Below are 26,675 nucleotides of genomic sequence, written 5' to 3'. Positions count from 1 at the left end.
AGCCGTGACCACTGCCGTTGACGTGCTGCTGATCGAGGATGAACCCAGCATCGCCCAGGCGGTGGGCTTCATTCTGTCGCGCGAGGGGTGGCGCTGCTCGGAATGGCCCGAGGGTCGCGGCGCCATGGAACGGATCCGCCTGTTGCAGCCCCGCCTGGTCATTCTGGATGTGATGCTGCCGGGCCGCAGCGGCGGGGAAATCCTGGCGGATCTGCGCGCGGACAAGCATCTGGCAAGCCTGCCCGTGCTGCTGCTGAGCGCACGCGGCCTGGCCAACCTGCCAACGGGTGCGGATCGAACGCTGACCAAACCCTTTGCCAATGACGAACTGCGCCAGGCGGTGCGCGAACTGTTGGCTCCGACATGAAAGAGAGGGTGCGTCGCCTGTTTCTGGGACGCAGCGCCTACCGCCGTCGGCGCGTGGCAGATGCGACGCGCATCGTGCCGATTCTGTTCGCCATGTCGGCACTGGTGCCTCCGATCTGGTTTCCGCAGCATTTCAGCTATGCCCGCGGCGCCATCTGGCTGGCAATCGCATGGACCATCACCATAGTGGCGACGGCCCTGCTGCATCGCGCCTTGGCAGGAACCTCGCCCACGGAGGATGAGGATGACGCCTGAGGCCCTTGGCGGCGCGGCAATTCTGTATGTTGGGCTGATGTTCCTGCTGGCCCATGCGGCAGACCGGGCCGCCGCGCGCGGGCGCTGGCAATGGATGGACAGCCCGCTTGTCTATACCTTGTCCCTTTCGGTCTATTGCTCGGCCTGGACCTTTTATGGCGCCGTTGGCTATGCAACACGCTCTGGGCTCGAGTTTCTGACGATATACCTGGGGCCGGGAATTGTCTTTGCCGGCGCCTGGTGGGGGTTGCGACGGCTGGTCCGGGTGGCGCGGATGCACCGCATCACCTCCATCGCCGACCTGATCTCGAGCCGGTTTGGAAAGTCGCCGGGCCTTGCAGGGCTGGTCACGCTGATCGGTTTCATGGCGGCGACGCCCTATATCGCCCTGCAGCTTCAGTCCGTCTCGATGGCTTTGTCGGCATTTGCCAGCGACGGCCATGAATTGCCGCATGACGTCTCGGCCTGGGTCGCGGGCGTGCTTGCCGCCTTTGCGATCCTGTTCGGCACCCGTAATCTGGCCGCCGATGAACGTCACCACGGGGTCGTCATGGCCATCGCCGTCGAGGCCGTGGTGAAGCTGGCGGCTTTTGTCGCCGTGGGGGTGTTCGTTCTTTGGGGCATCGCCGAAGGGCCCGCGGATGTGCTGGCGCGCATCGACCGCATGGCGCTGTTACCCGCTGGCGAGGGCTGGCTGATCCAGCCCGAGCGCTGGGTCACGCTGGTGCTGTTGTCGGGGGCCGCCGTGGTGGTGCTGCCGCGCATGTTCCATGTCCTGGTGGTCGAGGCCAGCGACGAGGATCGCCTGCGCTAGGCGGGCTGGGCCTTTCCAGCCTATCTGGCGGCCATGTCGTTCCTGGTGCTGCCGATCGCCGTTGTGGGGATGGAGGTTCTGCCCAAGGGCTCGAATCCCGACCTGTTCGTCCTTGACCTGCCGCTGTCGCAAGGCCGCGTCGGACTGGCGGCGCTGGTGTTCATCGGCGGGTTCTCTTCGGCCATGTCGATGGTGGTGGTCAGCGCCATCGCACTGTCCACCATGATGGCCAACCACTGGCTCATGCCCCTTTGGCTGCGGCTGCGCGATGCCGCCCTGTCGGGACCGCCGCGCGCGCGTGACGATCTGGGCGCGGTCATGCTGAATGCACGCCGGGTGGCCATCGCGGTGGTCCTGGTGGCAGGATGGTCTTACCACCGGCTTTCGGGCGGCACCACGGCCCTGGCAGCAATGGGCACGGTTGCCTTTTCCGGCATGGCTCAGGTGCTGCCGGCAATGATCGCGGGCATGATCTGGCGCGGCGCCACGCGGCGGGGTGCCATGACGGGCATCCTGGGGGGCGCCCTGATCTGGCTTGGGACGGTATTCCTGCCATCATTGGGTCTGATCGCCGCGCCTGCTTGGCCGGCACAGATCGATGCATTCGCCGGATCGGTGCTGTTGGCCCTGACAGTCAATACACTGTTGCTGATCGGGGTGTCGCTTCTGGACTTCCCCGATCCGATCGAGCGTTTGCAAGGTCTTTCGTTCGTGCACGCGATCGCGCCCGGTGCGGCCGGGGGCGAGCCCGCCCCCGCCCCCCGGGCCGAGGCGTTGCTGACACTGGCCGGGCGCATCTGGGGCAATGAACCGGCGCTGGAGCTCTTTCGACACGAAGCGAGCAAACAGGGCAAAAGCGGCTATCTGCCCGATCTGACCCCACGTTTCCTGGCCGATTTCGAGCGTCGCCTTGCCGGGACGGTCGGCGCCGCCACCGCAGCGGCCTTGCTGACACGGGTGGGCGGTCGTGGCGGCGTTACCGTCGCCGACCTGATGGAGGTGGCGCGCGAAGCCAGCCGTGCGCGCGAGGATAATCGCCGGCTCGAGGCAACCTCGGCGGAACTGGCCCGCACTGCCGCCATGCTGCGCGAAAGCAACGAAAAGCTGACCGCGCTTTCGGCGCAGAAGGACGCCTTTCTGGGTCAGATAAGCCACGAACTGCGCACGCCCATGACCTCGATCCGGGCATTTTCCGAAATCCTGATGGAGCCGGACCTGCCAGAGGACGAACGCGCCCGTTTCGCCAGCATCATCCAGGACGAGGCGGGTCGCATGACGCGCTTGTTGGACGATCTGCTGGATATCTCGGTGCTTGAGGCGGGGCGCGCGCGCCTGAACCCCCAGCTTTGCAACCTGCACGATCTGATCGAACGGGCGCTGACTGCTGCCGGTGCCACTGCCCCTGCCCGCGATTTCGTGATCGAACGCAATCCGGTTTCCGAACATCTGATGGTGATCACCGATACAGATCGATTGCTGCAGGTTCTTATCAACGTCATCGCCAATGCACGGAAATACTGCGATGCCGCCCAGCCCGTGCTGCGGATCGAAACACGGCGCAATGCCATGGGACAGACGGAAATCGACATCGCCGACAACGGCAGCGGCATCGCACCGGAAAACCGCGCCCTGATCTTCGAGAAATTCGCACGGCTGAACGACCCGTCGCACGCGGGGGGTGCCGGTCTGGGGCTGGCCATCTGCAAGGAAATCATGGCTTTCCTTGGCGGCGATATCACCTATCTGCCGGGTCAGGGCGGCGCATGCTTTCGCATCATGTTGCCACCACGCCCTCCAAGGCCAGTGGCCGAGAGCTTGGCCTCGGACAAGGCCGCCGGCGATTAAGTCTTTGGCAATGACGCGATGCAATCATGGGCCAGGAATTGGGTGATTCGGTTGGGCGATGACAACTGCAAACGGCAACGGGCTGCAGAATGACGGCGGTGGCGGCAGCCGCGCGCAAGGTGCATCAGTGCTGCTGCGCATGATCGCGGCTTCCAGCGCTCCTTCAATCTGCGGAAAGATCGGGCGCGCAATCCCTGACCCACAGCGCGCGGCCGGGATAGCCCTGGGGCGCGCAGCAGAGCGCCATTCGCGGCTGCCGCTGACGCTGGAACGGGTGGACCGATCGGTCATAACCACGTCCGAACTGTCCGAACTTTTGCCCGAACGTGCGCTGTTTTGCGTGGTCAGCGGCGCAAGCGACAGTCTGGGTGTGGTGGCCCTGTGTTCACAAACCCTGGCATCACTGATCGAAATGCAGGCATTGGGCAGGATCGCCGCCAAGCCGGCCTCTCCTCGGCGCCCCACCCGCACGGATGCGGTCATCTGCTCTGAATTCGTCGATCTGCTGCTGTCGGAACTTGCGCGTGAGCAGGTATTGGGACTTGAGCTGACAGACGCCCCCGAAACATATCGCTATGCAACCTATCTGGACGATCCGCGCCCGCTGATGTTGATGCTGGAGGACGCTCAGATGTTGCACCTGTCATTGCATTTCCGAATGGGCCATGGGGCGCAGCGCGCAGGTCATGTAGTGGTCGCCCTGCCCAGTTCGGGCGCCGGAACGATTCCCGCCAGGACCGAGACCACCGCCATTGCGGCGCCCGCGCCCCTTTCGCCGGACACTGGCGACAGCAGCCGCGCCATGGTCGAGGCGGTCCAAGGCGCACCGGTCAGACTGCGCGGCATCCTGTGCCGACGGCGCATCAGCCTGGGTGCGCTGCGCGGCCTGGGTCCGGGTTCGCTGCTGCCCCTGCCGCTAAATACCCTGGAAAATGCGCGCGTCGAAACAATGCATGGACAATTGCTGGCCGTGGGCCGGCTGGGAGAGGCCGAGGGCTATCACGCCCTCCGCCTGCGTCACCCCCAGGGCGTTCGTGATCGCCAGACGCAGGACCAAAAGCCGCCTGCCCCGCTGACCGAGCCACCTCTCGACGACCTGGCGCAGGCCGACCCGTTCCGCCGACAGGCAGAGACATCCGATAACACCCTGCACGCACACGGCACCTGAATTCAAAACTGGCCAGGAATCGTGCCGGAATCGCCGCAGAAAGCGCCCTTGATCGCCCTGACAGTGCCCTGGTGGCGAAATTATGCTTGAAAATCTGCACGAGCGGACGCATGTAGCTTGCGCCCGCCCAGATGCGGGACCACCCTTTCAGGAGAAGACATGGCCAAGGAAGAAATGCTCGAATTTCCCGGCGTCGTGAAGGAACTCCTGCCCAATGCGACATTCCGGGTCGAGCTAGAAAACGGCCATGAGATCATCGCACATATGGCAGGCAAGATGCGCAAGAACCGCATCCGCGTTCTGGCCGGCGACCGCGTTCAGGTGGAAATGAACACCTACGATCTGACCAAGGGCCGGATCAACTATCGCTTCAAGTGAGCGGCACCCGCGATGATTGCGCGCCCCGGCGCCCACAGCTGATTCTGGGCTCTGCCAGCCCACGCCGGTTGGAATTGCTGGCCCAGATCGGGGTGCGTCCTGATCGCGTCATGCCCGCGGATATCGACGAACTGCCCGCCGCGGGCGAAGGTCCGCGAGATTACGTGCGGCGCATGGCGCGAGAAAAGTCCCAGGCACTGTCGAAGCAGGTGGCGGGCGCCATCCTTTGCGCCGATACGGCGGTTGTGGTCGGACGCCGGATCCTGGGCAAGCCCGCCGACAGGGATCAGGCGCGTGAATACCTGCATCTGCTGTCGGGGCGACGTCATCGGGTGATGACAGGGATTGCCTTGATGCACGATGGCCGGTTACGCGAAAGACTGGTTCAGACCACGATCCGCTTCCGTCCTTTGGACAAGGCCCAGATCCAGGCGTATCTGGACAGCGGCGAATGGCAGGACAAGGCGGGGGCTTATGCGATCCAGGGCCGCGCCGGCGCGTTTGTTTTGTGGATACAGGGTTCTTACAGCGCCGTGGTCGGCTTGCCGCTCGCCGAAGTATCGACGCTTTTGGCGGCCATCGGAATAGGGGAGTGCGCGCCATGAAAGGTCGTCAGGTCGTGCTTGGGGAAATCTTCGGCCGCGAAGCCGCAGCCCTGATGGTGGATGGTCGCCTTGAGGATCTGCGGATTGATCCGGCGGGGGCTACACCTCTTGTTCCGGGCGCCATCTGTCGCAGCCGCGTCGATCGGCTCGTAAAGGGCCAGGGCGGCGTGTTTTTGCGCCTGCCCGATGGCGCACGCGGCTTTCTGCGCGACCGTTCGGGTCTGCGCGAGGGGCAGTCGCTGCTGGTGCAGGTGAGCGGTTGCGCCGAACCCGGCAAGGCCATACCGGTGTCGGCACGACTGCATTTCCGGGGGCGCCACGTCATCGTCACGCCCGGCGCACCGGGGGTCAACATCTCGCGTCGTCTGAAGGATCCCGATCGGCGAAACCAGCTGTCCGCGCTCGGCCAGGCGGCATTGAACGGCAGGGAAGCAGATATCGGCATCGTCTTTCGCAGCATGGCCGCCCAGACAGACGATTGCGAAATTGGCGACGAGCTGGAAGCACTGCTGCAAGTCGCCACCGCCGTTCTGCGCGATGCCGATGGTCAGCCTGAACTGCTGCTGGATGCCCCCATGCCATCCGAAGCCGCATGGCAGGACTGGACAGACCCTGCACCCGATCTTGTAACCGATAGCGCCGACGCCTTCGAGCAAACGGGCGCAGCCGATGCCGTTCGCACGCTGTTGTCGCCGCGCGTGGATCTGGGCCACGGTGCATGGGCAGAAATCGAATCACTGCGGGCGCTGGTTGCAATCGATGTGAATACCGGCAGCGACCACAGCCCTGCAGCCGGGCTGAAGGCCAATATTGCCATGGCCCGCGATCTGCCACGTCAATTGCGCCTGCGCGGTCTGGGCGGACAGATCGTGGTCGATTTCGCACCGATGCCCAAGCGTGACCGTGGCACCGTCGAGCAGACCTTGCGCGCAGCCTTTCGCAGCGAGGCGGCAGAAACGGTGTTGATCGGCTGGACCGCCATGGGCCTTTTTGAAATCAACCGCAAGCGCGACCGGGTGCCTCTGGCCCGCCTGGCGCAGGAGACACGGCCTTGACCTGCCCCATCTGCGGCAAACCCGCCGTGGCACGCTATCGCCCGTTTTGCTCTCGTCGTTGCGCCGATATCGATTTGGCCCATTGGCTGCGAGGGGATTACCGCATCCCTGCTGAACCCGTGAATACGGACGATAAAACCGAGTGAAGTTTTCACTTTTCGCTCTGGACACCGGTGGCGGGCTGGCCTAATAACCCGCCTACCGAAGCAAGGCTCCGGTGCCCGGATAGCTCAGTTGGTAGAGCAGCGGACTGAAAATCCGCGTGTCGGTGGTTCGAATCCGCCTCCGGGCACCATTTCCATTTCCTCATTCAGCTTAGTTGCTTCTGGTGCCGCAAAGGCCCAATCTTCCTGTCGCGACGCGTGCAGAATGTGATCCCATTCCTTGCAGCATCTTGAAATTTTGTGCGCGCCCGGCACGGGCCGCGCCTGGCTCCAAGGATGCCCGACATGCAAGGTTTCAGTCATAGTTCGCGTAAAGATTCTGTGACCTCGAAGGCTGTTTCATGGAAAACCGGACCAGGCCGGCACCAGAGGCTCGGGATGCAGCCGTCCGCAGGCGTGACAGGGGCCGCGCAGACGAAGGATCGCGGAACAGCCGGCTTGGATCTTTCGGCTTAACCTGATCGCCGGGCCGAAAACGCCAGGCCCGGCGGGGTGTATCCCTGATACTGACCTCTGGAAGTTTTCTCGCGTGAATACCATGGCCGCCGTCCGGGCTCCTGGATCCCAGAGCGCCGCATGGTGCGGGCGCTAAGCGCCCTGCGCTCGTATCCTGTGCCGTGCATACACCGCATCGGATCGCTTGTGGATGCACCGTCGGGCCCCGAATATCTGCAAGCAAACGCACCTGACAGCGCAGGATTTCCCTGGGGCCGAACCTGAAACGATCCGCGGCCCGAGCGGTTGGCTATGTCAGACGATGTTCTGCGAGCACGGCGATCCCAGAACGGCAGGATTACCAGATCATGGCAAGGCGGCGTCAGCAGAGATTTCTGCAACCTGCCTTTATCATACTGATGATTCAGTGGAAAACAAAGGCAGCACATGAATGCGCGGGGAAATGGCGGTCGCAACAGGATTCGAACCTGTGACCCCTACCTTCGGAGGGTAGTACTCTATCCAGCTGAGCTATGCGACCGTTGTCCTGCGTCTTGCGCAAGTCGGTATTTCCCTGCACCTCACCGCGCTCACCGCCGGAAAGCCCGAAGCAGCAAGGCCGCGGTTGCGGCGCTCTTGCTGATTAACGGCAAATGCCCGGCGCTGCAATGGGCATCAGGCAAAAAGCTCGCGACAAAAGATCAGCCCGTCCACCAGAGCGTCGACATCGGCGCGGGTGTTATACATGGCAAAGCTGGCGCGGGCGCTGGCAGTGACGCCATAGAATTCCATCAGCGGCATGGCGCAATGGGTGCCCGCCCGCACGGCGATTCCCCGCTTGTCGAGGATCGTGGACAGATCGTGCGCATGCGCACCCTGCATGGTCATCGAAAAGATCGCGCCCTTGTCGGGGGCATCGCCCTGGATCGACAGCCAGTTCAGCTTGCGCAGCCGCTCGCGCGCGTAATCGCGCAGGTCGCGTTCATGGGCCGCGATCTTGTCCATCCCGAGGCCCATCAGATATTCCAGCGCCGCGCCCAGCCCGATCTGATTGACAATGCCGGGGGTTCCCGCCTCGAATCGCAGCGGCGGATCGGCGTAATCGACAGCCTCGCGGGTGACGGTGCGGATCATGTCGCCGCCGCCCAGGAATGGCCGCATCTCGGCCTGGCGTTCGGCACGGATCCAGATTGCGCCCGAACCCGAGGGCCCATAAAGCTTGTGCCCGGTGATCGCATAGAAATCGACCCCCAGTGCGGCGACATCGACGGGCAGATGCACCGCCGCCTGACTGCCATCGGCCAGCACCGGCACATCGGTGCCACGGGCAATGGCGGCAATGTCGACGATGGTGCCGGTCACATTCGACATATGGGTAACGGCGATCAGCCGGGTGCGTGGCCCCACCGCCGCCAGCACCTTTTCCGGCGGCAGGGAACCGTCGGCCTCTGGTTCGACCCATTTCAGCACCACCCCCTGGCGTTCGCGCAGGAAATGCCAGGGCACGATATTGGCGTGGTGCTCAAGCACCGACAGCACGATCTCGTCGCCCGGCTGAAATCGCGGCGCCGCCCAGGCATAGGAAACCAGGTTGATGCCCTCGGTCGCACCCGAGGTAAAGATCACCTCATCCTCGCGCGGGGCATTCAGAAAGCGGGCGATAATGCCGCGCACACGTTCGTAATTTTCGGTCGCCAGGTTCGACAGGTAATGCAGGCCGCGATGAACATTGGCATATTCGGCCTGATAGGCGCGGGTCACGGCATCGATCACCACCTGCGGCTTCTGCGCGCTGGCGCCGCTGTCCAGATAGACCAGCGGCCGGCCGTTGACCTGCGTGCCCAGGATCGGGAAATCCGCCCGGACGGAATCGACGTCAAAGCTCATGCTGCCACCTCGGGAAATATGCCTAGAGCCGCCGCCAGCAGCGACAGCAGGAAACCCAGCAGAAACGCGCCGGCGACAAAGCCAAGTGCCACCAGGAACGTGCTTTTGAACCCGTGCAGCGCCTTGGTCATGGTCACGGCCAGATAGATGAACAGGCCAAAGGACAGCGCCGACAACATGGCCCCGCCGGTGGGAAACAGCAGCGTCACCACCAGCTGCATGGCCTGCACGCCCAGAAGCACCAGCTCGATCCAGGCGACCACCAGAAGCGCATCGGCAAAGGTGCCATGGCCACCAAATGCGCGCCCCATCTGTGTCACCACCAGCGCCGCCAAGGCGATGATGATCAACTGCAAGCCGGCCATCGACATCGGATTGGACAAAAGCTGCGACAGCGGATTGTCGCTTTCGATCGGGAACAGCGCCAGCGACAGCCGCCCCAGCAGCGCCGACAAGGTCACCGCCAGCAACAGCGCCATCCAGCGCGCCGACATGGGCAGGTCCAGCCGTCGCAGAACCGCCAGCGCCGCCGCCGGGTCGCGAAAGGTCAGGACCACCAGATCGGCCAACTCACGCAAGGTCATGTCGTCACCGTCTTTGCGGCTGCGCGGTGGCGCGCAGCCCCGCCGCCCAGATTACCAGAAAACCGATGCCGGCCGCGGCCTGCGTCAGGCTTAGCGCCGGTCCCGGACCGATCAGCCCCGCCGTCAGCCCCGACAGCAGCATCGCCGGCGCCACCGCCAGCAATGCCCAGAACAGCGCCAGCCTGGAATCGCGCGGCGCGACCGGCCATGGCGTCAGCCTTGACAGGACCGAGACCAGCGCTGCCAGCGCATAGGCCAGCAGCGGCATGATGAACATCACCGCCAGCAGCGCCCCGCCCATCCGCGCCTGAAACGGCACCGAGGGATCCAGATACGCGGCGCGCTGATGCACGGGCGCCTGCGCGATCAGAAAGATCAGCATGGCCGCCATCAGCACCACCACCAGCCCGCGATCCGGCACCCCGCGCAACGAGACGACCACCTGTCCAGGCGACCACCAGCTTTGCAGGATGCGCGGCAGGATGCCCGACCGAGACATCTTTCAGGCGGTCGCCCGGCTGAGCAGCCATTCGTCCAGACGGCCCAGGATCTGATCGCGCAGCGACTCATCCTCGATCTCGTCCAGCGCATCGGCCAGGAAGGACAGCACCAGCAACACCACGGCCTGCGCCCTGGGCACCCCGCGCGAGCGCAGGTAGAACAGCGCGGTTTCGTCCAGCGCACCGGTGGTCGAACCATGCGAACATTTCACGTCATCCGCATAGATTTCCAGTTCCGGTTTGGCCAGGAACTGGCTGCCTTCATCCAGCAGCAGGCCCTGACTGATCTGATAGCCGTCGGTCTTTTGCGCGCCAGGCTTGACCAGAATCTTGCCCTGGAACACGCCCTGGGCGCCGTTTTTCAAAACTTTCTTGAACACCTGCCGGCTTTCGCAACGCTCGGCGGCATGGGTGATGAACACCGTGTCATCGTGGTGGAAGGGGCCTTCCTCGCCGTCGCCCAGCACGGCCGCCGCGATATGGGCAACAGAATCGTTGCCTTCGATCGAGATCACCGCCTCGTTGCGCATCATCAGGCCATTGACCGACAGCGCAAAGGACTTGAACAGCGCCTGCCGCCCCAGCCGGGCAAAGATATGGCCGATGCCCAGCTTGGGGTCGTCGGCGCGTTTGCTGGCGATGTGATGAAACCGCGCGCCATCGGCCAGATCGACCTCGATCACCGTATTCGAGCGCGCGCCGATACCACCGGTTTCCAGCAAGGTCAGCTCGGCCCCGGGTTCCAGGCGCACCAGATGATGCAGCATCACATCCGCCCCGCCTTCGGAACGGCAATGGAACAGATGCACCGGACGCGACGGTTTGCCGGTAACGCGGATCAGCGCACCGTGACGGGCAGCCAGCGTATTCAGCGCCGCGAAGGGACGCTTCACCGGCACCTGGCCTGCCGCTTCGAGCCGACCATACAGCGCCTCGGCCCAGTCGGGCGCGTGGGCGTCGGACAGCATCGCGATTTCAAGCCCCTCGCCCTCCAGCGCATCCGAAGCCTGCGGATCGAAGACGCCATCGACAAACACCAGGCGCAAGCGGTCCACATCGGCAAACAGGTTGGCTTCACGCGCCGGCACATTGGTCGCGGCCGGGCGGGCTGCGTTGAACGGTGCCGGATCGGTATAGCGCCAGTATTCGTCGCGCGCTCCGGGCAGGCCCATGACATCCAGACGCTGGGCAGCCTCGGCCCGGGCGGACCCAAAGCCGGGGGCGGGCAGATCAAGCGTCGCCAGCCGCGCGGCCAGCGCCGCCGCACCAGGACGGGCCTTGCCTTCGACCGCCGGGGCCTGCACGGCCAGAACTGCGGTATCCGACATCAATCGACCTCCGCCAGCAGATCGCCATAGCCGTTCTGTTCGACCTCCAGCGCCAGGTCGGGCCCGCCCGTCTTGACGATGCGGCCATTCGCCATGATGTGCACGACATCGGGCCGGATATGATCCAGCAGGCGCTGGTAATGGGTGATGACCAGAAAGGCGCGATCCGGCGAACGCAGAGCATTCACCCCATCGGCCACCAGACGCATGGCATCGACATCCAGCCCGGAATCGGTTTCGTCGAGAATGCACATCCGCGGCTCCAGCAGCGCCATCTGCAGGATCTCGTTGCGCTTCTTCTCGCCGCCCGAAAAGCCGACATTGACCGAACGCTTCAGCATCTCGGCGTCGATCTTCAGCGTCCGGGCCTTTTCGCGGACGATCTTCAGAAAGTCGCCGGCGCTCAGTTCCTCTTCGCCGCGGGCCTTGCGCTGGGCGTTCACCGCCGTGCGAAGAAAGGTCATGTTGCCGACGCCCGGGATCTCGACCGGATACTGGAAGGCCAGGAACAGGCCGGCGGCGGCGCGTTCTTCGGGTTCCATGTCTAGCAGGCTTTCGCCGTTCAGGCTGGCGGCGCCGTCCGTTACCTCATAGCCGTCGCGACCGGCAAGCACATAGGACAGGGTGGATTTGCCCGAACCGTTCGGTCCCATGATGGCGTGCACCTCACCCGCCGGGACCACCAGATCCACGCCCTTGAGGATCTGCTTGTCCTCATCCTCAAGTTTGACATGCAAATTCTTGATTTCCAGCATGGTTTTCATTCCTGTTCGACGGTCACGGCAGTGCCCGAAGCGGACACCATGAGCATGTTGTTGATGACTTCATAGTCAAGATCGACACCGACCACCGCATTGCCGCCCAGGGCGCGCGCGCGGTCCTGCATCTCGGCCAGGGCGGTCTCGCGCGCCGATGCCAGCGCCGATTCATAGGCGCCGGAGCGGCCGCCCACAATATCGCGAATCCCGGCAAAGATGTCGCGAAAGATGTTGGCGCCAATGATGGTTTCGCCGGTCACGACGTCATGATAGGCGCTGATCCTGCGCCCCTCGATCCCCGGTGTGGTGGTGACGATCATCCGACCGACCCCTCAAGCGAGATGGCGACCAGCGACTGCGCCTCGAGCGCGAATTCCATCGGCAACGCCTGCAAGACCTCGCGGCAGAAGCCATTGACTACCAAGGCAACGGCCTCTTCCTCGTCCATGCCCCGCGCGCGGCAATAGAACAGCTGGTCCTCGTCCACCTTGGAGGTCGTCGCTTCGTGTTCGACCCGCGAGGACGTATTCTTGACTTCGATATACGGCACGGTATGGGCGCCGCATTTGTCGCCGATCAGCAGGCTGTCGCATTGCGTATAGTTGCGGCTGTTGGTCGCACGTGGGTGCATCGACACCAGGCCGCGATAGGTATTCTGCGCGCGCCCGGCAGAAATACCTTTGGAAACAATGCGTGAGCGGGTATTCTTGCCAAGATGGATCATCTTGGTGCCGGTATCTGCCTGCTGATGATTGTTGGCAATGGCGATCGAATAGAATTCGCCCTGCGACGCCTCGCCACGCAGGATGCAGGACGGATATTTCCAGGTGATCGCCGACCCGGTTTCGACCTGCGTCCACATCACCTTGGCGCGCGCTTCTCGGCAATCGGCGCGCTTGGTGACGAAGTTGTAGATGCCGCCCTTGCCCTCTTCGTCACCGGGAAACCAGTTCTGAACCGTGGAATATTTCACCTCGGCATCTTCCAGGACCACGATCTCGACAACGGCCGCGTGCAGCTGGGCGGTGTCCCGCTTGGGCGCGGTGCAGCCTTCCAGATAGCTGACGTAGGATCCCTTGTCGGCGATAATCAGCGTGCGCTCGAACTGGCCGGTATTCTCGGCATTGATGCGGAAATAGGTAGACAGTTCCATCGGGCAGCGCACGCCCGGCGGCACATAGACGAATGATCCATCCGAGAACACCGCGCTGTTCAGCGTGGCGAAGAAATTGTCCGATTGCGGCACGACCGAGCCCAGATACTTGCGCACAAGCTCGGGATGTTCGCGGATCGCCTCGCTGATCGAACAGAAGATGACGCCGGCCTTGGCCAGCTCATCCTTGAAGGTTGTGCCGACCGACACGCTGTCGAAAACCGCATCCACCGCGACCTTGCGACCTTCGGCGGGGCTGCCCTCGGCCCCCTCGACCCCCGCCAGGATCATCTGTTCCTTCAGCGGGATTCCCAGCTTTTCATAGGTGGCCAGCAGCTTGGGATCGACCTGGTCCAGCGACTTTGGCTTGACCTGCATGCTTTTAGGGCGGGCATAGTAATATTGCTGCTGATAGTCGATTTCCGGATAATGGAGCATTGCCCATTTCGGTTCGGACATCGTCTGCCAGCGGCGAAAGGCCTGCAGCCGCCATTCCGTCATCCATTCGGGCTCATCGTTCTTGGCCGAGATCAGACGAACAATATCCTCGTTCACGCCCTTGGGGGCGTATTCCATTTCGATGTCGGTATCCCAGCCGTATTTGTAGGCCCCCATGTTCTGGACGGTTTCGACGGTTTCGCGGTCGACGCCTTCGCGGACCTCGATTGCTTCGCTGATCTGTTCAGCCATCTCAAACCCTTCCTGCGGTCGCCCGCTGATCGTTCCGTTGCCGCCAGCGGTGATGGGCCGCCAGCCAGGCATCGGCAAAACGCGCAACGTCCCGAGGGTCCGTTGTCGGACCGATCGAGACGCGGATCGCATCGCCCGCCCTTTCCGCCGCGATTCCCATGGCCGTCAGCACCGAACTTGGCCTTACCTTGCCGGACGAGCAGGCCGAGCCTGCCGAAATCGCAAAGCCGGCCAGATCCATCTGCATCACCTGCGTCTCGCCACGCCATCCCGGGGTCAGGATGCACAGCGTATTGGGCAGGCGGCGGGATTCGCGCCCCGGGAATGTAACCATTTCCGTCCCGGATTCCAGTGTTCGCATCAGCGAATCGCGAATTTCCGATACTTTTTCCCAGATTTCTTGATCCAGATCATTCTGGGCCGCCTGCGCGGCGGCGGCAAAGCCCATGATGCCGATCAAATTCTCGGTTCCGGCCCGGCGGCCCTGTTCCTGGCCGCCGCCTTTCAGCCGTGCCTCGATCTCGGTTCCGCGCCGCAGGATCAGCGCCCCAACGCCGCGCGGGCCGCCCAGCTTGTGGGCGGACACAAATCCGGCGTCCACACCCAGCCAGTTGAAGGAAAACGGAATCTTTCCGAATGCCTGGGTCAGGTCGCTGACCGCCAGACCTTGCGGCAGATCTTGCAGGACGCCGGTTTCGGAATTTGCCAGTTGCAGCGTGGCCGCGGCAGGCTCAGGCACCGCGACCTGGCCCTGCGCATCCGTTGGCAACGCGGTCGCACACCATGCCAGCACGGCGGGATGTTCCACGCCCGAACAGGCCAGACCCCGTTCCTGCAAGGCCAGTGCGGCGGCCTCGGTCGCACCCGAGGTGAAGATCACGTCTGCGCCTTCGGCGCCCAGCGCCGATGCGATCTGCTCGCGCGCGCGCTCAAGCGCGGCCTTGGCGGCGCGGCCCTCGGCGTGGATCGAGGAAGGGTTGCCGACGATGTCGCTGGCATCCAGCATCGCTGCGCGGGCCTCGGGGCGCAGGGGGGCGGTGGCGTTCCAGTCCAGATAGACCCGGCTCATGCGTCATCCTCGTCCCCGGGGGCCAGGGCCTGGGCGATCCGGTCGGCCAGACGCCGCGCCACCTCGGATTTGCCCAGCCGTGGCCAGCTTTCGCTGCCGTCGGGGGTGATCAGCGTGATCGCATTTTCGGACCCGCCCATAATGCCGGTCGCCGGGCTGACATCATTGGCCACGATCCAATCGCAGCCCTTGCGCAGCCTTTTGCGCGTGGCATTGGCGATCACGTCATCGGTTTCGGCAGCAAACCCCACCACCAGGTCGGGCCGGCCGTGATCCAGCTGGCTGATCCAGGCCAGGATGTCGGGATTTTCGGCAAATTGCAGCTGCGGCAGGCTGCCGTGCCCGTCCTTCTTGATCTTGCCGCTGCGCGCATTGGCGACATGCCAATCGGCCACCGCCGCGGCCATGACCGCCGCATCCGCCGGCAGGGCGCGTTCGACCGCTTCATGCATCTGGCGCGCGGTTTCCACGGCCACCACATCGACGCCTGTCGGGGGTGGCACCTCGGCCGGGCCGGTGACAAAGGTCACCTGCGCGCCAAGATCACGAAGCGCCTCGGCGATTGCGGTGCCCTGTGCCCCGCTGGACCGATTGGCGATGTAGCGGACGGGGTCGATCGGCTCGTGCGTCGGCCCCGAGGTGACGATGACGTGGCGTCCGCTCAGCCGTCTGGGCGGCAGCACGGCCGCCTCGGGCGGCAGGCGCAGCGGCCCTGTCTTGCCCAGGGCCGCGCGGATCGCCTGCAGGATGACATCGGGTTCTGCCATGCGTCCGGGCCCGTATTCCCCACAGGCCATGTCGCCTTCATCCGGGCCGACCAGGCTGATGCCATCGGCCTCGAGCAATTCCAGATTGCGCTGCGTGGCCGGGTGCTGCCACATGCGCACGTTCATCGCAGGCGCGATCAATACCGGCTTGTCGGTGGCCAGCAGCAGGGTCGAGGCCAGATCGTTCGCCATACCCGCCGCCATCCGCGCCATCAGATCGGCAGTTGCCGGTGCCACAACCACCAGATCGGCCGCGCGTGACAGCTGGATATGCCCCATTTCCGATTCGCGCGTCAGATCGAACAGCGCGCTGTGACAGGGCGCCTCGGCCAGGGCAGACAGGGTCAGCGGCGTGACGAACTGCGCCCCCGCCTCGGTCAGAACCGGGACAACGCTGGCGCCTTCGCGACGCAGCATGCGGATCAGCTCCGGCACCTTGAAGGCGGCAATACCCCCCCCAACGATCAACAATATGCGGCTGCCCAGCATTGTCGCACCCCCTGGCCGGATCCTGTTCCCGACATAGGCCGAACCGCGTCCCGGAACAAGCAAGGCTGCGGCGTTAACCTTTCCTTAAGCCTGCGTCGTTAACCAGTTCGCGACAAGCATGAGGAGACCATGGCCGCAATCGCCCATAGCGTGGCCTTCGAGGGGGTCGAGGCTCGGCTGGTCGAGGTGCAATGCTCGGTTGCGCCGGGCCTTCCGGGTTTCGGCATCGTCGGACTGCCGGACAAGGCGGTCAGCGAAGCGCGCGAACGCATCAAGGCCGCCTTCGCCGCGCTGGCCATCGCCATGCCGGCGCGCCGCATCACCATCAATCTTGCGCCGGCCGATCTGCCCAAAGAGGGCTCGCATTTCGACCTGCCGATCGCCTTGGCCATCCTGGCAGCATTGGACATCGTCCCGGCCGACGCGGTTGACGGTGTGGTCGCCCTGGGCGAGCTGGCACTGGACGGGCGTCTGGCGCCTGTGCCGGGGGCGCTGCCCGCCGCACTGACAGCCGCGGCCGAGGAACGGGCCCTGATGGTGCCTTACGCCTGCGGCCCCGAGGCCGCATGGGTCGAGGCTACACCCGTCTTTGCGCCACGCAGTCTGCGCGCCGCCATCGATCATCTGACCGACCGCGCACCCCTGCCCCGCGCCACGCCCGGTGCAGCCGAAGTCACCGAAGGATTCGAGGATCTGGCCGAGGTCAAGGGCCAGGAACGCGCCCGCCGCGCTATCGAGATCGCTGCGGCCGGACGCCACCACCTGCTGATGGTCGGCCCACCCGGCGCCACCAAGACCATGCTGGCCCGCCGCCTGCCCGGCATCCTGCCGCAATTGACGCCGCAAGAGGCGCTGGAAACATCGGTCATCCACTCGGTCGCCGGACAGCTGAAGAATGGCAGCATTTCGCGTCAGGCACCGTTTTGCCAGCCCCATCACAGCGCTTCCCCCGCCGCGATCATCGGTGGTGGCCGCAACGCACGCCCGGGACTGGTCAGCCTGGCGCATAATGGCGTGTTGTTTCTGGACGAATTGCCCGAGTTCGAGCGGCGCGTGATCGATGCCCTGCGCGAGCCCATCGAAACCGGCGAAATCCACGTTTCGCGCGCCAATGCCCATGTGCGCTATCCCGCCCGCTTCCTGCTGGTCGCGGCCGCCAACCCCTGTCGCTGCGGCTATCTGATCGATCCGGCAAGGGCCTGCTCCAAGGCGCCGGTCTGCGGCGCCGATTACATGGGTCGCATTTCGGGACCGATGATGGACCGCTTCGACATGCGCATCGAGGTGCCGCAGATCAGCCTTGAGGAAATGCAGATGCCCGCCCGCGGCGAAACCTCGGCCGAGGTGGCAGCGCGCGTGCAGGCCGCCCGCAACATCCAGACGCGCCGCTTTGCGGATCATCCCCGGGTGCGGGTGAACGCCGAAGCCACCGGCCGCCTGCTCGACGAAATCGCGCCGCTTGACGGCGAATGTCAGGCACTGCTGGCCCGGGTTTCCGACCGGTTGGGGCTGACGCCGCGCGGCTATCACCGGATCCTGCGGGCCGCGCGCACCATCGCCGATCTGGATGGGTCTGACCAAATTCGCCAACCCCATCTGGCCGAGGCGATTTCGTTCCGGATCACGGCCGCACGGATGGAATGATCAGCTGCGTTGGCCGCGGCGCGTCTCGATCGCCTGCCAGATCAGCTCGGCGGCGTTGGTGCCGTCAAACCGTTCCAGCTCCTGGATGCCGGTGGGCGAAGTGACGTTGATTTCCGTCAGCCAGCCGTCAATGACGTCTATGCCGGTAAACAGCAGACCCTTTTCCTTCAGCGTCGGGGCCAGGCGGGCACAGATTTCACGCTCGCGCTCGGTCAGGCCGATCTTTTCGGCCCGCCCGCCCACATGCATGTTCGACCGCGCCTCGCCCTGGGCAGGCACGCGGTTGATCGCCCCGACCGGTTCGCCATCGACCAGGATGATGCGCTTGTCGCCCTTGACCACCGCAGGCAGGTATTTCTGCACGATGACCGGCTCGTTGCTGAAGCCGAGAAAGGTTTCCAGCAACGACGACAGGTTGGGATCGTCGGGGCGCAGGTGGAACACACCCGCGCCGCCGTTGCCGTAAAGCGGCTTGACGATGATGTCGCCGTGACGCTGGCGAAAGTCGCGGATCTGGGCGATGTCGCGCGTGATCAGCGTGGCCGGGGTCAGATCGGGGAAATCCAGCACCAGCAGCTTTTCAGGGCAATTGCGCACCCAGAACGGGTCATTGACCACCAGCGTTTCCGGATGCACCCGTTCTAGCAGGTGGGTGTTGGTGATATATCCCATGTCAAAGGGCGGATCCTGGCGCAGCCAGACCACGTCGAACGAGGCCAGGTCGCGCTCCTCCCAATCCCCGAAGCTGACGTGATTGCCCTGTTCGCGGCGCAGGGTGACGGATCGGCCAACGGCAATCAGGCGGCCTTCGCGATAACTCAGCCGGTCGGGCGTATACTGGAAAAGCCGATGGCCCCGCGACTGGGCCTCCAGCCCGATGCGAAAGGTGCTGTCACCGGTGATCGAAACATGTTCGATCGGATCCATCTGAAGGGCGACGTTCAGGCTCATGCAGCTTGCTCCGGGCTAGATCCGGTTCGTTTTTTCACCGCAGGGGGGATATTGCAAGCGTCGCGACCTAGCAGCCGCCGAATGCATTCTCGATCACCTCGACGCGCCCCAGGTCATCGACCAGTGCAGCGTCCAGGCGCATCGGCGTGGCCAAGCCTTGGGGCAGGCAGCCGCAATATTCCTGCGCAGCCGCACAGATCCGCCGCATTTGTGCGTGTCCCAGGCGCAGGGCGGCCAAATCGTGACGCCGCGCCTTCTTGACCTCGACAAAGACATATTCGCCGCCGCGTTGCACGATCAGGTCGATTTCGCCCGCCTGACCCCGCCAGCGTTCGGCAACCACGCGGTAGCCCAGGCTGGCATAATGGCGGGCGACGGATTCTTCGGCCATGCGGCCGGCGGAATTGGCGATGCTGCCGCGCCAGATCTCCGACGCGCCAGGCCCGACCGGCAAACCATGATCGATGCGCTGATGTTTCAATGCTCATCCTTCCGCATGCTCAAGGCCAGGGCATAGATGTCGCGCCTGGGCAATCCGTGGCGGTTGGCAAGTTCGGCAGCCGCCGCCTTGACCGGCATGCGGGCCAGCAGATCGGCCAGATCCGCGCGCAGCATGTCGTCGCTGATGATTTCGGCCTGAGGATGACCGAACAGCACCACAACCTCGCCCCTCAGCCCCGCCTCTGGGATCGTGTCCATCAGTTCTGCCGCAGTTCCCCGCCGCACCTCTTCGAATTTCTTGGTCAGTTCCCGACAAATCACCGTAGGGCGATTCGGCTCAGTTTCGCAGATATTTTCCAACAGTTGCTTAACGCGGCGGGGACTTTCGAATACGATCACCGTGGCGTCGGTCTTGCGCCAGCTGTCGATCCAGCTGCGGCGGGCGCCGGCGGCGGTCGGCGGAAAACCCACGAACAGGAAGCGATCGCTGGGCAGGCCTGAAACCGACAGCGCCGCCAGTGCCGCCGATGCGCCGGGCAGCGCCCGCACCGCAAACCCTGCCTCTGCCGCGTCGCGTGCAAGACGATAGCCGGGATCGGCCACCAGCGGCGTGCCGGCATCCGAGGCATAGGCCACGGCGCCGCCTTCTGCCAGTGCGTTCAGGATCAGCGGGCGTTGACGGTCGGCGTTGTGATCGTGATAGGCGACGATGCGCCTGCCGCGCAGCGGAATGCCGTGAATATCCATCAGATGGCGCAGGGTGCGCGTGTCCTCGGCCGCCAGCAGATCGGCAGTATTCAGCACGTCCAGCGCCCGCAGGGTGATGTCGCGGGCTGCGCCGATGGGGGTGGCGACCAGATACAGGGCCGGCTCGATGCGCTCTGCCTCGACGCGCATGGACAGCGGGCGGGCGGGGGAAATCTCGCTGTGATCCATGATCGCCTTTCCTGTGCTGCCCTCGTTGCCACGCCCGGAATATGCCAATAACCTGCCCGGACCAACCCCCAGCCTCGATCCACAGGGAATCACGCCATGACCGTCCAGAAAACGATCCTCGGCGCCTTCGGTCTGCGCCGCCCCTTCGCGCGAATCGGAGCCGTCGTCGCCGCACTGACGCTTGCCGCCTGCGAACCGGTCGAGATGGGCGCGTCGGGCCCGCAGACCGGGCAGGTGATCGACCCCGCCCAGCCGGTGCCGGTCGCCCTGCTCGTGCCGGGTGGCAATTCCGACCTGGACTGGCTGGCACGGTCGCTGACCAATTCCGCCCGCATGGCCGCCGCTGACGCTCAGGGCGCCCGCATCGACCTGCGGGTCTATAATGCGGGCTCAGACCCCGGCGTCGCGGTCGCCCAGGCCAATCTTGCTGCGGATGAGGGCGCCAAGATCATCCTGGGGCCGCTGTTTGCCGACAGTGCAAATGCCGTCGGCAACGCCATGGCACCGCGTGGCATCAACGTGCTGTCGTTTTCCAACAACCCCGACATCGCCGGCGGCAATGTCTTTGTGCTGGGTAACACATTCGACAATGTGGCAAACCGCCTGGTGCGATATGCGGTCCAGAACGGCAAGCGGCGGATCCTGACCGTGGCCGAGGATGATACCGCCGGGCAGGTGGGCGCGCGTGCCATCCAGCGCGCGATCGCAGCCAATGGCGCGACCCTGGCGGGAAGCGCCGTTCATCCGGTGTCGAAAACCGGCATCGACGGCGTGGTGCCCAATGTTGCGCAAGCGGCTTTGTCGGGCAATGTCGATGCCGTGTTCATGACCGCCAACCAGGGCGCGGTGCTGCCCTATCTGACCGACAAGTTGGCTGACGCGGGCGTGACCTCGGCGCGGGTGCAGATGATGGGACTGACGCGCTGGGACCAGCCGGCTGCCCGGTTGCAGCTGCGGGGTGTGCAGGGCGGGTGGTTTGCCCTTCCGGACACGGCGCTGCGTGGGCAGTTCGATCAGCGCTACCGCTCGGCCTATGGCGAAACGCCGCACGATCTGGGCCCGCTGGCCTATGACGGGGTGGCCGCCATCGCCGCATTGGTCCGCGCGGGCAAGCGCAATGCGCTGACCACCACCGGCCTGACCCAGCGCGCGGGCTTTGCCGGCGTCAACGGCGCTTTCCGGCTGAACCGCGACGGCACCAACGAACGCGCCCTGGCCGTGGCGACGGTGCGCAACAATCAGGTGGTGATTGTCGATCCCGCGCCGCGCAGCTTCGGCGGTTTCGGGTTCTAGGACTTGACGAATCCCGCCCCAGACCCGCTGCCGCAGAGCGCCCCGGCCCTGCCCGGGGCCAATGCGCTGTTTTCGCTGGACAGCTTTCTGCCGGGATTGGAACAGGCCCTGACGGGGCTGAGCGACCACCGCGCCATTCGTGCCCGCACCGTGGAAATCCTGTCCAGGGCGCGGGCCGAGGCCATGGCCGATCTGGCCGCAGGCTTCATGAGCCACCCGCGCGCGGCCCGCGAAACCGTGCGCGCCGTGGCCAGCCTGACCGATGCCACGGTCGGGGCGATCCATCACGTCGCGACCACCATCCTGCACCGCCAGACCACGCCCACCGACGCCGAGCGGCTGGCAGTTCTGGCCATCGGCGGCTACGGCCGGGCGGAAATGGCACCGCATTCGGATGTCGACCTGCTGTTCCTGACCCCGTGGAAGGTCAGCGGCTGGGCCGAAAGCGTCATCGAATCCATGCTCTACATGTTGTGGGATCTGAAGCTTAAGGTGGGCCAGGCCACGCGTTCGGTCGATGACTGCCTGCGGCTGGGCGCGGGCGACATCACCATCCGCACCAGCCTGCTGGAACATCGGCTGATCTGCGGCCATGCCGCCACCGCTGAAACCCTGCGCGACCGGCTGTGGAGCGAGCTTTTCGACCATACCGTGCCGGAATTCATCGAGGCCAAGCTGGCCGAGCGGGCCGAACGTCACCGCCGCCAGGGCGGCCAGCGCTATGTTCTGGAACCCAATGTCAAGGAAGGCAAGGGCGGGCTGCGCGACCTGCAGACGCTCTACTGGATCGCCAAATACATCCATCGCGTTGACCGGGCGGTGGAACTGGTGGACCTGGGTTTCTTTACCCGAGAAGAACACCTGACCTTCTGGCAGGCCGAGGATTTCCTGTGGGCCGTGCGTTGCCATCTGCACCTGATCGCGGGCCGGCCGATGGACCAGCTGACCTTCGACATGCAGGTCGAGGTCGCCCAGCGCATGAATTATCGCGATCAGGGCGGGCGGCGGGCGGTCGAGATCTTCATGCAGGACTATTTCCTGCACGCCACCCGCGTGGGGGAACTGACGCGGGTGTTCTTGGTCGCACTCGAGGCGCGGCACCTCTACAAGGCGCCGATCATGAACATCCTGTTCCAGCGGCGCCGCCGGGTGCGCGCGGGCTTTCGCGTCGATCGCGGCCGGCTGAACTATGCCGACGAAACCGCGTTCCTGTCCGATCCGCTGAACATCCTGCGCCTGTTCGAAGAGGCGTTGCGCACCGGCATCCTGATCCATCCCGACGCCATGCGCGCCGTGGCGGCAAACCTCAGGATGATCGACGACCGGGTGCGATCCGACCCCGAGGCGGTGCGCATCTTTCTGGACCTGCTGCTGAAGCACGGAAATCCCGAGCGCTCGCTGCGGCGCATGAACGAACTGGGAGTGCTGGCCGCCTTCATCCCGGAATTCGCGCCGGTGGTGGCGATGATGCAGTTCAACGTCTATCATCATTACACCGTCGACGAGCACCTGATCCAATGCGTGGCCGCCCTTGCGGCCATCGAACGCGGGGACGATGCCGAAGACCTGCCCGTGGTCAGCAAGATCATGAAGGGCAAGGTGAACCGTCGGGTGATCTACCTGGCAGTGCTGCTGCATGATATCGGCAAGGGCCGCAGCGAGGATCATTCGATCCTTGGGGCGCGGCTGGCGCGGCGGATCTGCACCCGCTTCGGTCTGCCTGCGGACGAGATCGAAACCATCGAATGGCTGATCCGCAATCATCTGCTGATGTCAGACGTGGCGCAGAAGCGCGACATCGCCGATCCGCGGACGCTGCGCGACTTTGCCAAGGCGGTCAAGACGACGCGGCGGCTGGACATGTTGCTGGTGCTGACCGTCTGCGACATTCGCGGCGTCGGTCCCGGCACCTGGAACAACTGGAAGGCGATGTTGCTGCGCAAGCTGCACCAGGAAACCAAGCTGGCGCTCAGCAACGGGCTTGAGGAACTGAACCGCGAAAAACGCATCGGCGAGGCCAAGCGATCGCTGCGCCATCTGCTGAGCGCCAAGAAATGGGAAGCCCGCGCCATCAAGGCAGAGCTGGCGCGCCATTACGACGCCTACTGGCCGGGGCTGCCCACAGAAACGCAATATGTCTTTGCCGAAATGCTGGCCGGGCTGGGCGATGACGAAATCCGCATCGACCTGCATCCCGACACCGACCGCGACGCGACGCGCGCGGCCTTCGTGCTGGCCGATCACCCCGGCATCTTTTCGCGCCTGGCCGGGGCGCTGGCGCTGGTGGGGGCAAACATCGTCGATGCCCGCACCTATACCACCAAGGACGGCTTCGCCACGGCGGTGTTCTGGCTTCAGGACGCCGACGGCCACCCCTATGACGTCGAACGCCTGCCGCGTCTGCGCAAGATGATCGAACGCACGCTCAAGGGCGAAATCGTGGCCCGCGACGCGCTGGCCGACCGCGACAAACCACGCAAGCGCGATGCGGCGTTTCGCTTTCCCACCCATATCACCTTCGACAACGAAGGTTCCGACGTCTACACCGTGATCGAGGTCGACACCCGCGACCGGCCCGGCCTGCTTTACGATTTGACGCGCACCCTGGCCGACAATCACATCCAGATCGCCAGTGCGGTCATCGCCACCTTTGGCGCGCAGGTCGTCGATACCTTCTATGTCAAGGACATGTTCGGTCTGAAGCTGCACCAGCCCGCACGCCGCGAGGCCTTGGAAAAGAAGCTGCGACAGGCGATCAAGGACGGATTCGAACGCGCCGAAAAGGCCGAACGCCCGCGCGGCGTGACGTTCTGAGGGACAGACAGGACCATACATGCAACCCATCCGCTTAATCCGGGGCTTCCTCTCGGTCGGGGCCTGGACTTTGGCCAGCCGCATCGTCGGCTTTGTCCGCGACGTGATGATCGCCGCCTATCTGGGCACCGGCCCGGTGGCGCAAGCCTATATCGTGGCCTTCACCCTGCCCAACATGTTCCGCCGCTTCTTTGCCGAGGGCGCCTTCAACACCGCTTTCGTGCCGATGTTTTCCAAGCGGCTGGAATCGGGCGAGAACCCGCGCGGCTTCGCCGAAGAGGCCTTTGCCGGGTTGTTCAGCGTGGTGCTGGTGGTGTCGCTGATCGCGCATCTGGCCATGCCCTGGCTGGTGCTGGCAATGGCGGCCGGCTTTCGCGGTGACGAACGCTTTGACCTGGCGGTGATCTATGGCCGCATCTGTTTTCCCTATATCCTGTTCATCTCGCTGACGGCGCTGCTGTCGGGGCTGCTGAACGCGGGGGGGCGCTTTGTCGCCTCTGCTGCCGCGCCGGTGCTGATGAACTTCATCCTGATCGCGGCGATGCTGCTGGCAGACTGGCTGGGCTGGGACATGGGTCTGGCCATGGCCTGGTCGACGCCGATTTCCGGCATCGCCCAGTTCGCCACGGTCTGGTGGGCGGCCAAGCGCATGGGCTTTCCCCTGCGCCTGCGCCGCCCCCGGCTGTCGCCCGACATGCGCCGGCTGCTGGCGGTGGCGGCGCCGGCGGTGCTGGCGGGCGGTGTGGTGCAGGTGAACCTGCTGGTGGGCCGGCAGGTCGGATCCTTCTTCGACGGCGCCATCGCCTGGCTGACCAACGCCGACCGGCTTTACCAGCTGCCCCTCGGCGTGGTCGGCATCGCCATCGGCATCGTGTTGCTGCCCGACATCTCGCGCCGGCTGAAGGCGGGCGACACCGACGGTGGACGGCACGCCTATAACCGGGCGGCGGAATTTGCGCTGTTTCTGACCGTGCCGGCGGCGGTGGCGCTGATGGTGGCCTCCTATCCGCTTATTTCGGTGCTGTTCCGGCGCGGGGCATTTCTGGAATCCGATGTCGGCCCGACGGCGCTGGCGCTGGCGATCTATGGGCTGGGGTTGCCGGCATTCGTGCTGCAAAAGGTGCTGCAACCGCTGTATTTCGCGCGCGAGGATACCCGCCAGCCGTTCCGCTTTGCGCTGTGGTCGATGGTGGTGAATGCCGTGGTGGCCCTGGGGCTGTCACCGCTGATCGGCTTTTCCGCCGCGGCCTGGGGCACCACCATCGCCGGCTGGACCATGGCCGCACAGCTTTGGCACGGCACCCGCGCCTATGGCGAGGCGGCGGCGCTGGATGCCCGATTGCGTCGCCGGCTGCCGCGCATCGTCGCGGCATCCGTGGTGATGGGGGTGGTGATCCTGGGGCTGAAGCTGGTGCTGTCCGACGCGCTGCAGCAACCGGGGCTGCGCTATCTGGCGCTGACGGCGCTGGTTCTGGGCGGCATGGCCAGTTACGGACTGGCCGCCATCCTGCTGGGCGCCATCAACCGCCAGGATCTGCGCAGCGGCCTGCGCCGTCAGCGTTGACGGATCTGACGCATGACGCGGCCGATCCCGCCCGGCACCAGCACGAACGATAGCAGAAACCCGCAGCCAAAGCCCGCCACCTCGGCGATCCAGGTCAGGCTGCCGTCCTGAAACAGGATGCCGAACACCAGTTGAAAGGCCAGAAGCATGCCGATCAGGCTGAAGGCGCGCAGGCGATTGGCGTTCTGCTGCCCCAGCCGCGCCCACAGCAGGAAGGTAAAGGCGCCGACAAAGCCGTAAACCGCCGGATAGCCGCCGATCAGCGGCTGGAACCGGAATTGCGGCAGCAATCCCGCCACCAGTGTATAGATCAACGCGCCCCCGATCGCCGAACCCAGAAACAGCGCCACCACCGCCCAGGGCCGGAACTGCTGCGCAATCAGGTTGCCCAGCGCCAGGGTGAACACGATCACGAACAGCGCATGGGTCAGCGACAGATGCACGAAGGAGTAGGTGAGGATGCGCCAGCTCTGGTCCAGGACCAGCGCCCCCATCTGCCACAGACGCAGCAGCAGTTCGGGGAAATAGGCGGTACGTTCCACCGCGATCTGGCGCATCGCCAGCCCCGCCCCCTGCCCGCCACCCCCGCCGACAAAGCCCAGCTGGCCCAGTCCGAACACCGCTTCGGTCGCGATCATGGGCAAGGCCAATGCCCAGATGACGGCGGGCAACGGGTTCAGCGGCGATTCATCGAAACCGGGTCGCATCTTTCCTCCTTTGCT

Annotated in this window: 24 protein-coding genes, 2 tRNA genes and 1 pseudogene; 13 read left to right on the top strand and 14 right to left on the bottom strand. The window is 64.8% G+C overall.

Annotated elements, in window-relative coordinates; all coding sequences use genetic code 11:
* Positions 1 to 4: 4 nt before the first annotated feature.
* The 9 genes and pseudogenes from GB880_RS09235 to GB880_RS09195 all read left to right on the top strand — a co-directional run bounded on the left by GB880_RS09235 (position 5) and on the right by GB880_RS09195 (position 6,781).
* On the top strand, positions 5 to 367 hold the full coding sequence (locus tag GB880_RS09235; protein ID WP_263467082.1) for a response regulator transcription factor: 363 nt from the start codon (positions 5 to 7) through the stop codon (positions 365 to 367).
* Positions 364 to 621, top strand: coding sequence for a hypothetical protein (locus tag GB880_RS09230; protein ID WP_154491882.1), 258 nt, complete (start codon positions 364 to 366; stop codon positions 619 to 621). Before GB880_RS09235 ends, GB880_RS09230 begins: the two co-directional genes overlap by 4 nt.
* Positions 611 to 3,280 (top strand): annotated as a pseudogene (locus GB880_RS09225) (ATP-binding protein). The gene GB880_RS09230 and the pseudogene GB880_RS09225 overlap by 11 nt, the downstream one beginning before the upstream one ends.
* 58 nt (positions 3,281 to 3,338) lie before the next feature.
* A complete protein-coding gene (locus GB880_RS09220; RefSeq protein ID WP_154491888.1) occupies positions 3,339 to 4,448 on the top strand; it encodes a FliM/FliN family flagellar motor C-terminal domain-containing protein in 1,110 nt (369 codons plus the stop codon).
* A 159-nt stretch (positions 4,449 to 4,607) separates the two neighbouring features.
* Positions 4,608 to 4,826 carry a translation initiation factor IF-1 gene (infA, locus tag GB880_RS09215; RefSeq protein WP_022707441.1) on the top strand — a complete coding sequence of 73 codons (219 nt, stop codon included), beginning with the start codon at positions 4,608 to 4,610 and terminating at the stop codon, positions 4,824 to 4,826.
* A gap of 68 nt (positions 4,827 to 4,894) precedes the next feature.
* A complete protein-coding gene (locus tag GB880_RS09210) occupies positions 4,895 to 5,431 on the top strand; it encodes a Maf family protein (protein ID WP_327077741.1) in 537 nt (178 codons plus the stop codon).
* Positions 5,428 to 6,486 (top strand): ribonuclease E/G, encoded by a 1,059-nt coding sequence (locus tag GB880_RS09205; RefSeq protein WP_154491891.1) that lies wholly within the window; start codon positions 5,428 to 5,430, stop codon positions 6,484 to 6,486. Before GB880_RS09210 ends, GB880_RS09205 begins: the two co-directional genes overlap by 4 nt.
* On the top strand, positions 6,483 to 6,632 hold the full coding sequence (locus tag GB880_RS09200) for a DNA gyrase inhibitor YacG (RefSeq protein ID WP_154491894.1): 150 nt from the start codon (positions 6,483 to 6,485) through the stop codon (positions 6,630 to 6,632). Before GB880_RS09205 ends, GB880_RS09200 begins: the two co-directional genes overlap by 4 nt.
* A 73-nt stretch (positions 6,633 to 6,705) precedes the next feature.
* A tRNA-Phe gene (locus tag GB880_RS09195) sits at positions 6,706 to 6,781 on the top strand.
* 768 nt (positions 6,782 to 7,549) lie between these two features.
* On the opposite strand, the gene GB880_RS09190 is transcribed toward GB880_RS09195, so the two are convergent.
* The 10 genes from GB880_RS09190 to coaBC form a co-directional block, all read right to left on the bottom strand.
* Positions 7,550 to 7,626: transfer RNA gene (locus GB880_RS09190), tRNA-Arg, on the bottom strand.
* A 134-nt stretch (positions 7,627 to 7,760) separates the two neighbouring features.
* Positions 7,761 to 8,972, bottom strand: coding sequence for a cysteine desulfurase (locus GB880_RS09185; RefSeq protein ID WP_154491897.1), 1,212 nt, complete (start codon positions 8,970 to 8,972; stop codon positions 7,761 to 7,763).
* Positions 8,969 to 9,556: a YIP1 family protein gene (locus GB880_RS09180; protein WP_154491900.1), complete on the bottom strand. Its 588-nt coding sequence runs from the start codon at positions 9,554 to 9,556 to the stop codon at positions 8,969 to 8,971. The genes GB880_RS09185 and GB880_RS09180 overlap by 4 nt, the downstream gene beginning before the upstream one ends.
* Positions 9,557 to 9,560: 4 nt before the next feature.
* Positions 9,561 to 10,055 carry a hypothetical protein gene (locus tag GB880_RS09175; RefSeq protein ID WP_154491903.1) on the bottom strand — a complete coding sequence of 165 codons (495 nt, stop codon included), beginning with the start codon at positions 10,053 to 10,055 and terminating at the stop codon, positions 9,561 to 9,563.
* A 3-nt stretch (positions 10,056 to 10,058) separates the two neighbouring features.
* Positions 10,059 to 11,384 (bottom strand): SufB/SufD family protein, encoded by a 1,326-nt coding sequence (locus GB880_RS09170; protein WP_154491906.1) that lies wholly within the window; start codon positions 11,382 to 11,384, stop codon positions 10,059 to 10,061.
* Positions 11,384 to 12,139, bottom strand: coding sequence for a Fe-S cluster assembly ATPase SufC (gene sufC, locus GB880_RS09165; RefSeq protein WP_154491909.1), 756 nt, complete (start codon positions 12,137 to 12,139; stop codon positions 11,384 to 11,386). The genes GB880_RS09170 and sufC overlap by 1 nt, the downstream gene beginning before the upstream one ends.
* 5 nt (positions 12,140 to 12,144) lie before the next feature.
* Positions 12,145 to 12,462 carry a heavy metal-binding domain-containing protein gene (locus GB880_RS09160; protein ID WP_154491912.1) on the bottom strand — a complete coding sequence of 106 codons (318 nt, stop codon included), beginning with the start codon at positions 12,460 to 12,462 and terminating at the stop codon, positions 12,145 to 12,147.
* On the bottom strand, positions 12,459 to 13,985 hold the full coding sequence (sufB, locus tag GB880_RS09155; protein ID WP_154491915.1) for a Fe-S cluster assembly protein SufB: 1,527 nt from the start codon (positions 13,983 to 13,985) through the stop codon (positions 12,459 to 12,461). Before sufB ends, GB880_RS09160 begins: the two co-directional genes overlap by 4 nt.
* Before the next feature lies 1 nt (position 13,986).
* The gene (locus GB880_RS09150) at positions 13,987 to 15,054 is read right to left on the bottom strand and encodes a cysteine desulfurase family protein (protein WP_154491918.1); all 1,068 of its coding nucleotides are present in this window, start codon (positions 15,052 to 15,054) and stop codon (positions 13,987 to 13,989) included.
* Positions 15,051 to 16,310 carry a bifunctional phosphopantothenoylcysteine decarboxylase/phosphopantothenate--cysteine ligase CoaBC gene (gene coaBC / locus GB880_RS09145; RefSeq protein WP_263467076.1) on the bottom strand — a complete coding sequence of 420 codons (1,260 nt, stop codon included), beginning with the start codon at positions 16,308 to 16,310 and terminating at the stop codon, positions 15,051 to 15,053. Before coaBC ends, GB880_RS09150 begins: the two co-directional genes overlap by 4 nt.
* Positions 16,311 to 16,439: 129 nt before the next feature.
* On the opposite strand from coaBC, the gene GB880_RS09140 reads away from it, so the two are divergent.
* On the top strand, positions 16,440 to 17,954 hold the full coding sequence (locus GB880_RS09140) for a YifB family Mg chelatase-like AAA ATPase (RefSeq protein ID WP_154491921.1): 1,515 nt from the start codon (positions 16,440 to 16,442) through the stop codon (positions 17,952 to 17,954).
* On the opposite strand, the gene gshB is transcribed toward GB880_RS09140, so the two are convergent.
* From gshB to rsmI, 3 genes are all read right to left on the bottom strand, one after another.
* Complete coding sequence (gshB, locus tag GB880_RS09135) at positions 17,955 to 18,905, bottom strand: glutathione synthase (RefSeq protein WP_154491924.1); 951 nt, start codon at positions 18,903 to 18,905, stop codon at positions 17,955 to 17,957.
* A 67-nt stretch (positions 18,906 to 18,972) separates the two neighbouring features.
* Positions 18,973 to 19,296, bottom strand: coding sequence for a YraN family protein (locus GB880_RS09130; RefSeq protein WP_154491976.1), 324 nt, complete (start codon positions 19,294 to 19,296; stop codon positions 18,973 to 18,975).
* Positions 19,297 to 19,382: 86 nt separating this feature from the next.
* A complete protein-coding gene (gene rsmI / locus GB880_RS09125; protein WP_154491927.1) occupies positions 19,383 to 20,282 on the bottom strand; it encodes a 16S rRNA (cytidine(1402)-2'-O)-methyltransferase in 900 nt (299 codons plus the stop codon).
* 96 nt (positions 20,283 to 20,378) lie between these two features.
* On the opposite strand from rsmI, the gene GB880_RS09120 reads away from it, so the two are divergent.
* The 3 genes from GB880_RS09120 to murJ are packed head-to-tail and all read left to right on the top strand — an operon-like array spanning position 20,379 to position 25,953.
* Positions 20,379 to 21,575, top strand: a complete 1,197-nt coding sequence (locus tag GB880_RS09120; RefSeq protein WP_154491930.1) for a penicillin-binding protein activator — start codon at positions 20,379 to 20,381, stop codon at positions 21,573 to 21,575.
* A 3-nt stretch (positions 21,576 to 21,578) separates the two neighbouring features.
* A complete protein-coding gene (locus GB880_RS09115) occupies positions 21,579 to 24,389 on the top strand; it encodes a [protein-PII] uridylyltransferase (protein ID WP_154491933.1) in 2,811 nt (936 codons plus the stop codon).
* A gap of 19 nt (positions 24,390 to 24,408) precedes the next feature.
* On the top strand, positions 24,409 to 25,953 hold the full coding sequence (gene murJ / locus GB880_RS09110) for a murein biosynthesis integral membrane protein MurJ (RefSeq protein WP_263467075.1): 1,545 nt from the start codon (positions 24,409 to 24,411) through the stop codon (positions 25,951 to 25,953).
* On the opposite strand, the gene GB880_RS09105 is transcribed toward murJ, so the two are convergent.
* Complete coding sequence (locus GB880_RS09105) at positions 25,944 to 26,660, bottom strand: rhomboid family intramembrane serine protease (protein ID WP_154491936.1); 717 nt, start codon at positions 26,658 to 26,660, stop codon at positions 25,944 to 25,946. The two genes, murJ and GB880_RS09105, sit on opposite strands and share 10 nt — an antisense overlap.
* Positions 26,661 to 26,675 lie beyond the last annotated feature (15 nt).

Source organism: Paracoccus sp. SMMA_5_TC (genome assembly GCF_009696685.2).
Lineage (GTDB): Bacteria > Pseudomonadota > Alphaproteobacteria > Rhodobacterales > Rhodobacteraceae > Paracoccus.
This window is presented reverse-complemented; position numbering and strand designations above follow the sequence as displayed.

What these genes read in the sequence shown, in the direction of transcription:
- GB880_RS09230 (WP_154491882.1), top strand. Translation starts at nt 364, where the DNA reads ATGAAAGAGAGGGTGCGTCGCCTGTTTCTGGGACGCAGCGCCTACCGC.
- GB880_RS09220 (WP_154491888.1), top strand. Translation starts at nt 3,339, where the DNA reads ATGACAACTGCAAACGGCAACGGGCTGCAGAATGACGGCGGTGGCGGC.
- infA (WP_022707441.1), top strand. Translation starts at nt 4,608, where the DNA reads ATGGCCAAGGAAGAAATGCTCGAATTTCCCGGCGTCGTGAAGGAACTC.
- GB880_RS09205 (WP_154491891.1), top strand. Translation starts at nt 5,428, where the DNA reads ATGAAAGGTCGTCAGGTCGTGCTTGGGGAAATCTTCGGCCGCGAAGCC.
- GB880_RS09185 (WP_154491897.1), bottom strand. Translation starts at nt 8,972, where the DNA reads ATGAGCTTTGACGTCGATTCCGTCCGGGCGGATTTCCCGATCCTGGGC.
- GB880_RS09180 (WP_154491900.1), bottom strand. Translation starts at nt 9,556, where the DNA reads ATGACCTTGCGTGAGTTGGCCGATCTGGTGGTCCTGACCTTTCGCGAC.
- GB880_RS09175 (WP_154491903.1), bottom strand. Translation starts at nt 10,055, where the DNA reads ATGTCTCGGTCGGGCATCCTGCCGCGCATCCTGCAAAGCTGGTGGTCG.
- GB880_RS09170 (WP_154491906.1), bottom strand. Translation starts at nt 11,384, where the DNA reads ATGTCGGATACCGCAGTTCTGGCCGTGCAGGCCCCGGCGGTCGAAGGC.
- sufC (WP_154491909.1), bottom strand. Translation starts at nt 12,139, where the DNA reads ATGCTGGAAATCAAGAATTTGCATGTCAAACTTGAGGATGAGGACAAG.
- GB880_RS09160 (WP_154491912.1), bottom strand. Translation starts at nt 12,462, where the DNA reads ATGATCGTCACCACCACACCGGGGATCGAGGGGCGCAGGATCAGCGCC.
- sufB (WP_154491915.1), bottom strand. Translation starts at nt 13,985, where the DNA reads ATGGCTGAACAGATCAGCGAAGCAATCGAGGTCCGCGAAGGCGTCGAC.
- GB880_RS09150 (WP_154491918.1), bottom strand. Translation starts at nt 15,054, where the DNA reads ATGAGCCGGGTCTATCTGGACTGGAACGCCACCGCCCCCCTGCGCCCC.
- coaBC (WP_263467076.1), bottom strand. Translation starts at nt 16,310, where the DNA reads ATGCTGGGCAGCCGCATATTGTTGATCGTTGGGGGGGGTATTGCCGCC.
- GB880_RS09140 (WP_154491921.1), top strand. Translation starts at nt 16,440, where the DNA reads ATGGCCGCAATCGCCCATAGCGTGGCCTTCGAGGGGGTCGAGGCTCGG.
- gshB (WP_154491924.1), bottom strand. Translation starts at nt 18,905, where the DNA reads ATGAGCCTGAACGTCGCCCTTCAGATGGATCCGATCGAACATGTTTCG.
- GB880_RS09130 (WP_154491976.1), bottom strand. Translation starts at nt 19,296, where the DNA reads ATGGCCGAAGAATCCGTCGCCCGCCATTATGCCAGCCTGGGCTACCGC.
- rsmI (WP_154491927.1), bottom strand. Translation starts at nt 20,282, where the DNA reads ATGGATCACAGCGAGATTTCCCCCGCCCGCCCGCTGTCCATGCGCGTC.
- GB880_RS09120 (WP_154491930.1), top strand. Translation starts at nt 20,379, where the DNA reads ATGACCGTCCAGAAAACGATCCTCGGCGCCTTCGGTCTGCGCCGCCCC.
- murJ (WP_263467075.1), top strand. Translation starts at nt 24,409, where the DNA reads ATGCAACCCATCCGCTTAATCCGGGGCTTCCTCTCGGTCGGGGCCTGG.
- GB880_RS09105 (WP_154491936.1), bottom strand. Translation starts at nt 26,660, where the DNA reads ATGCGACCCGGTTTCGATGAATCGCCGCTGAACCCGTTGCCCGCCGTC.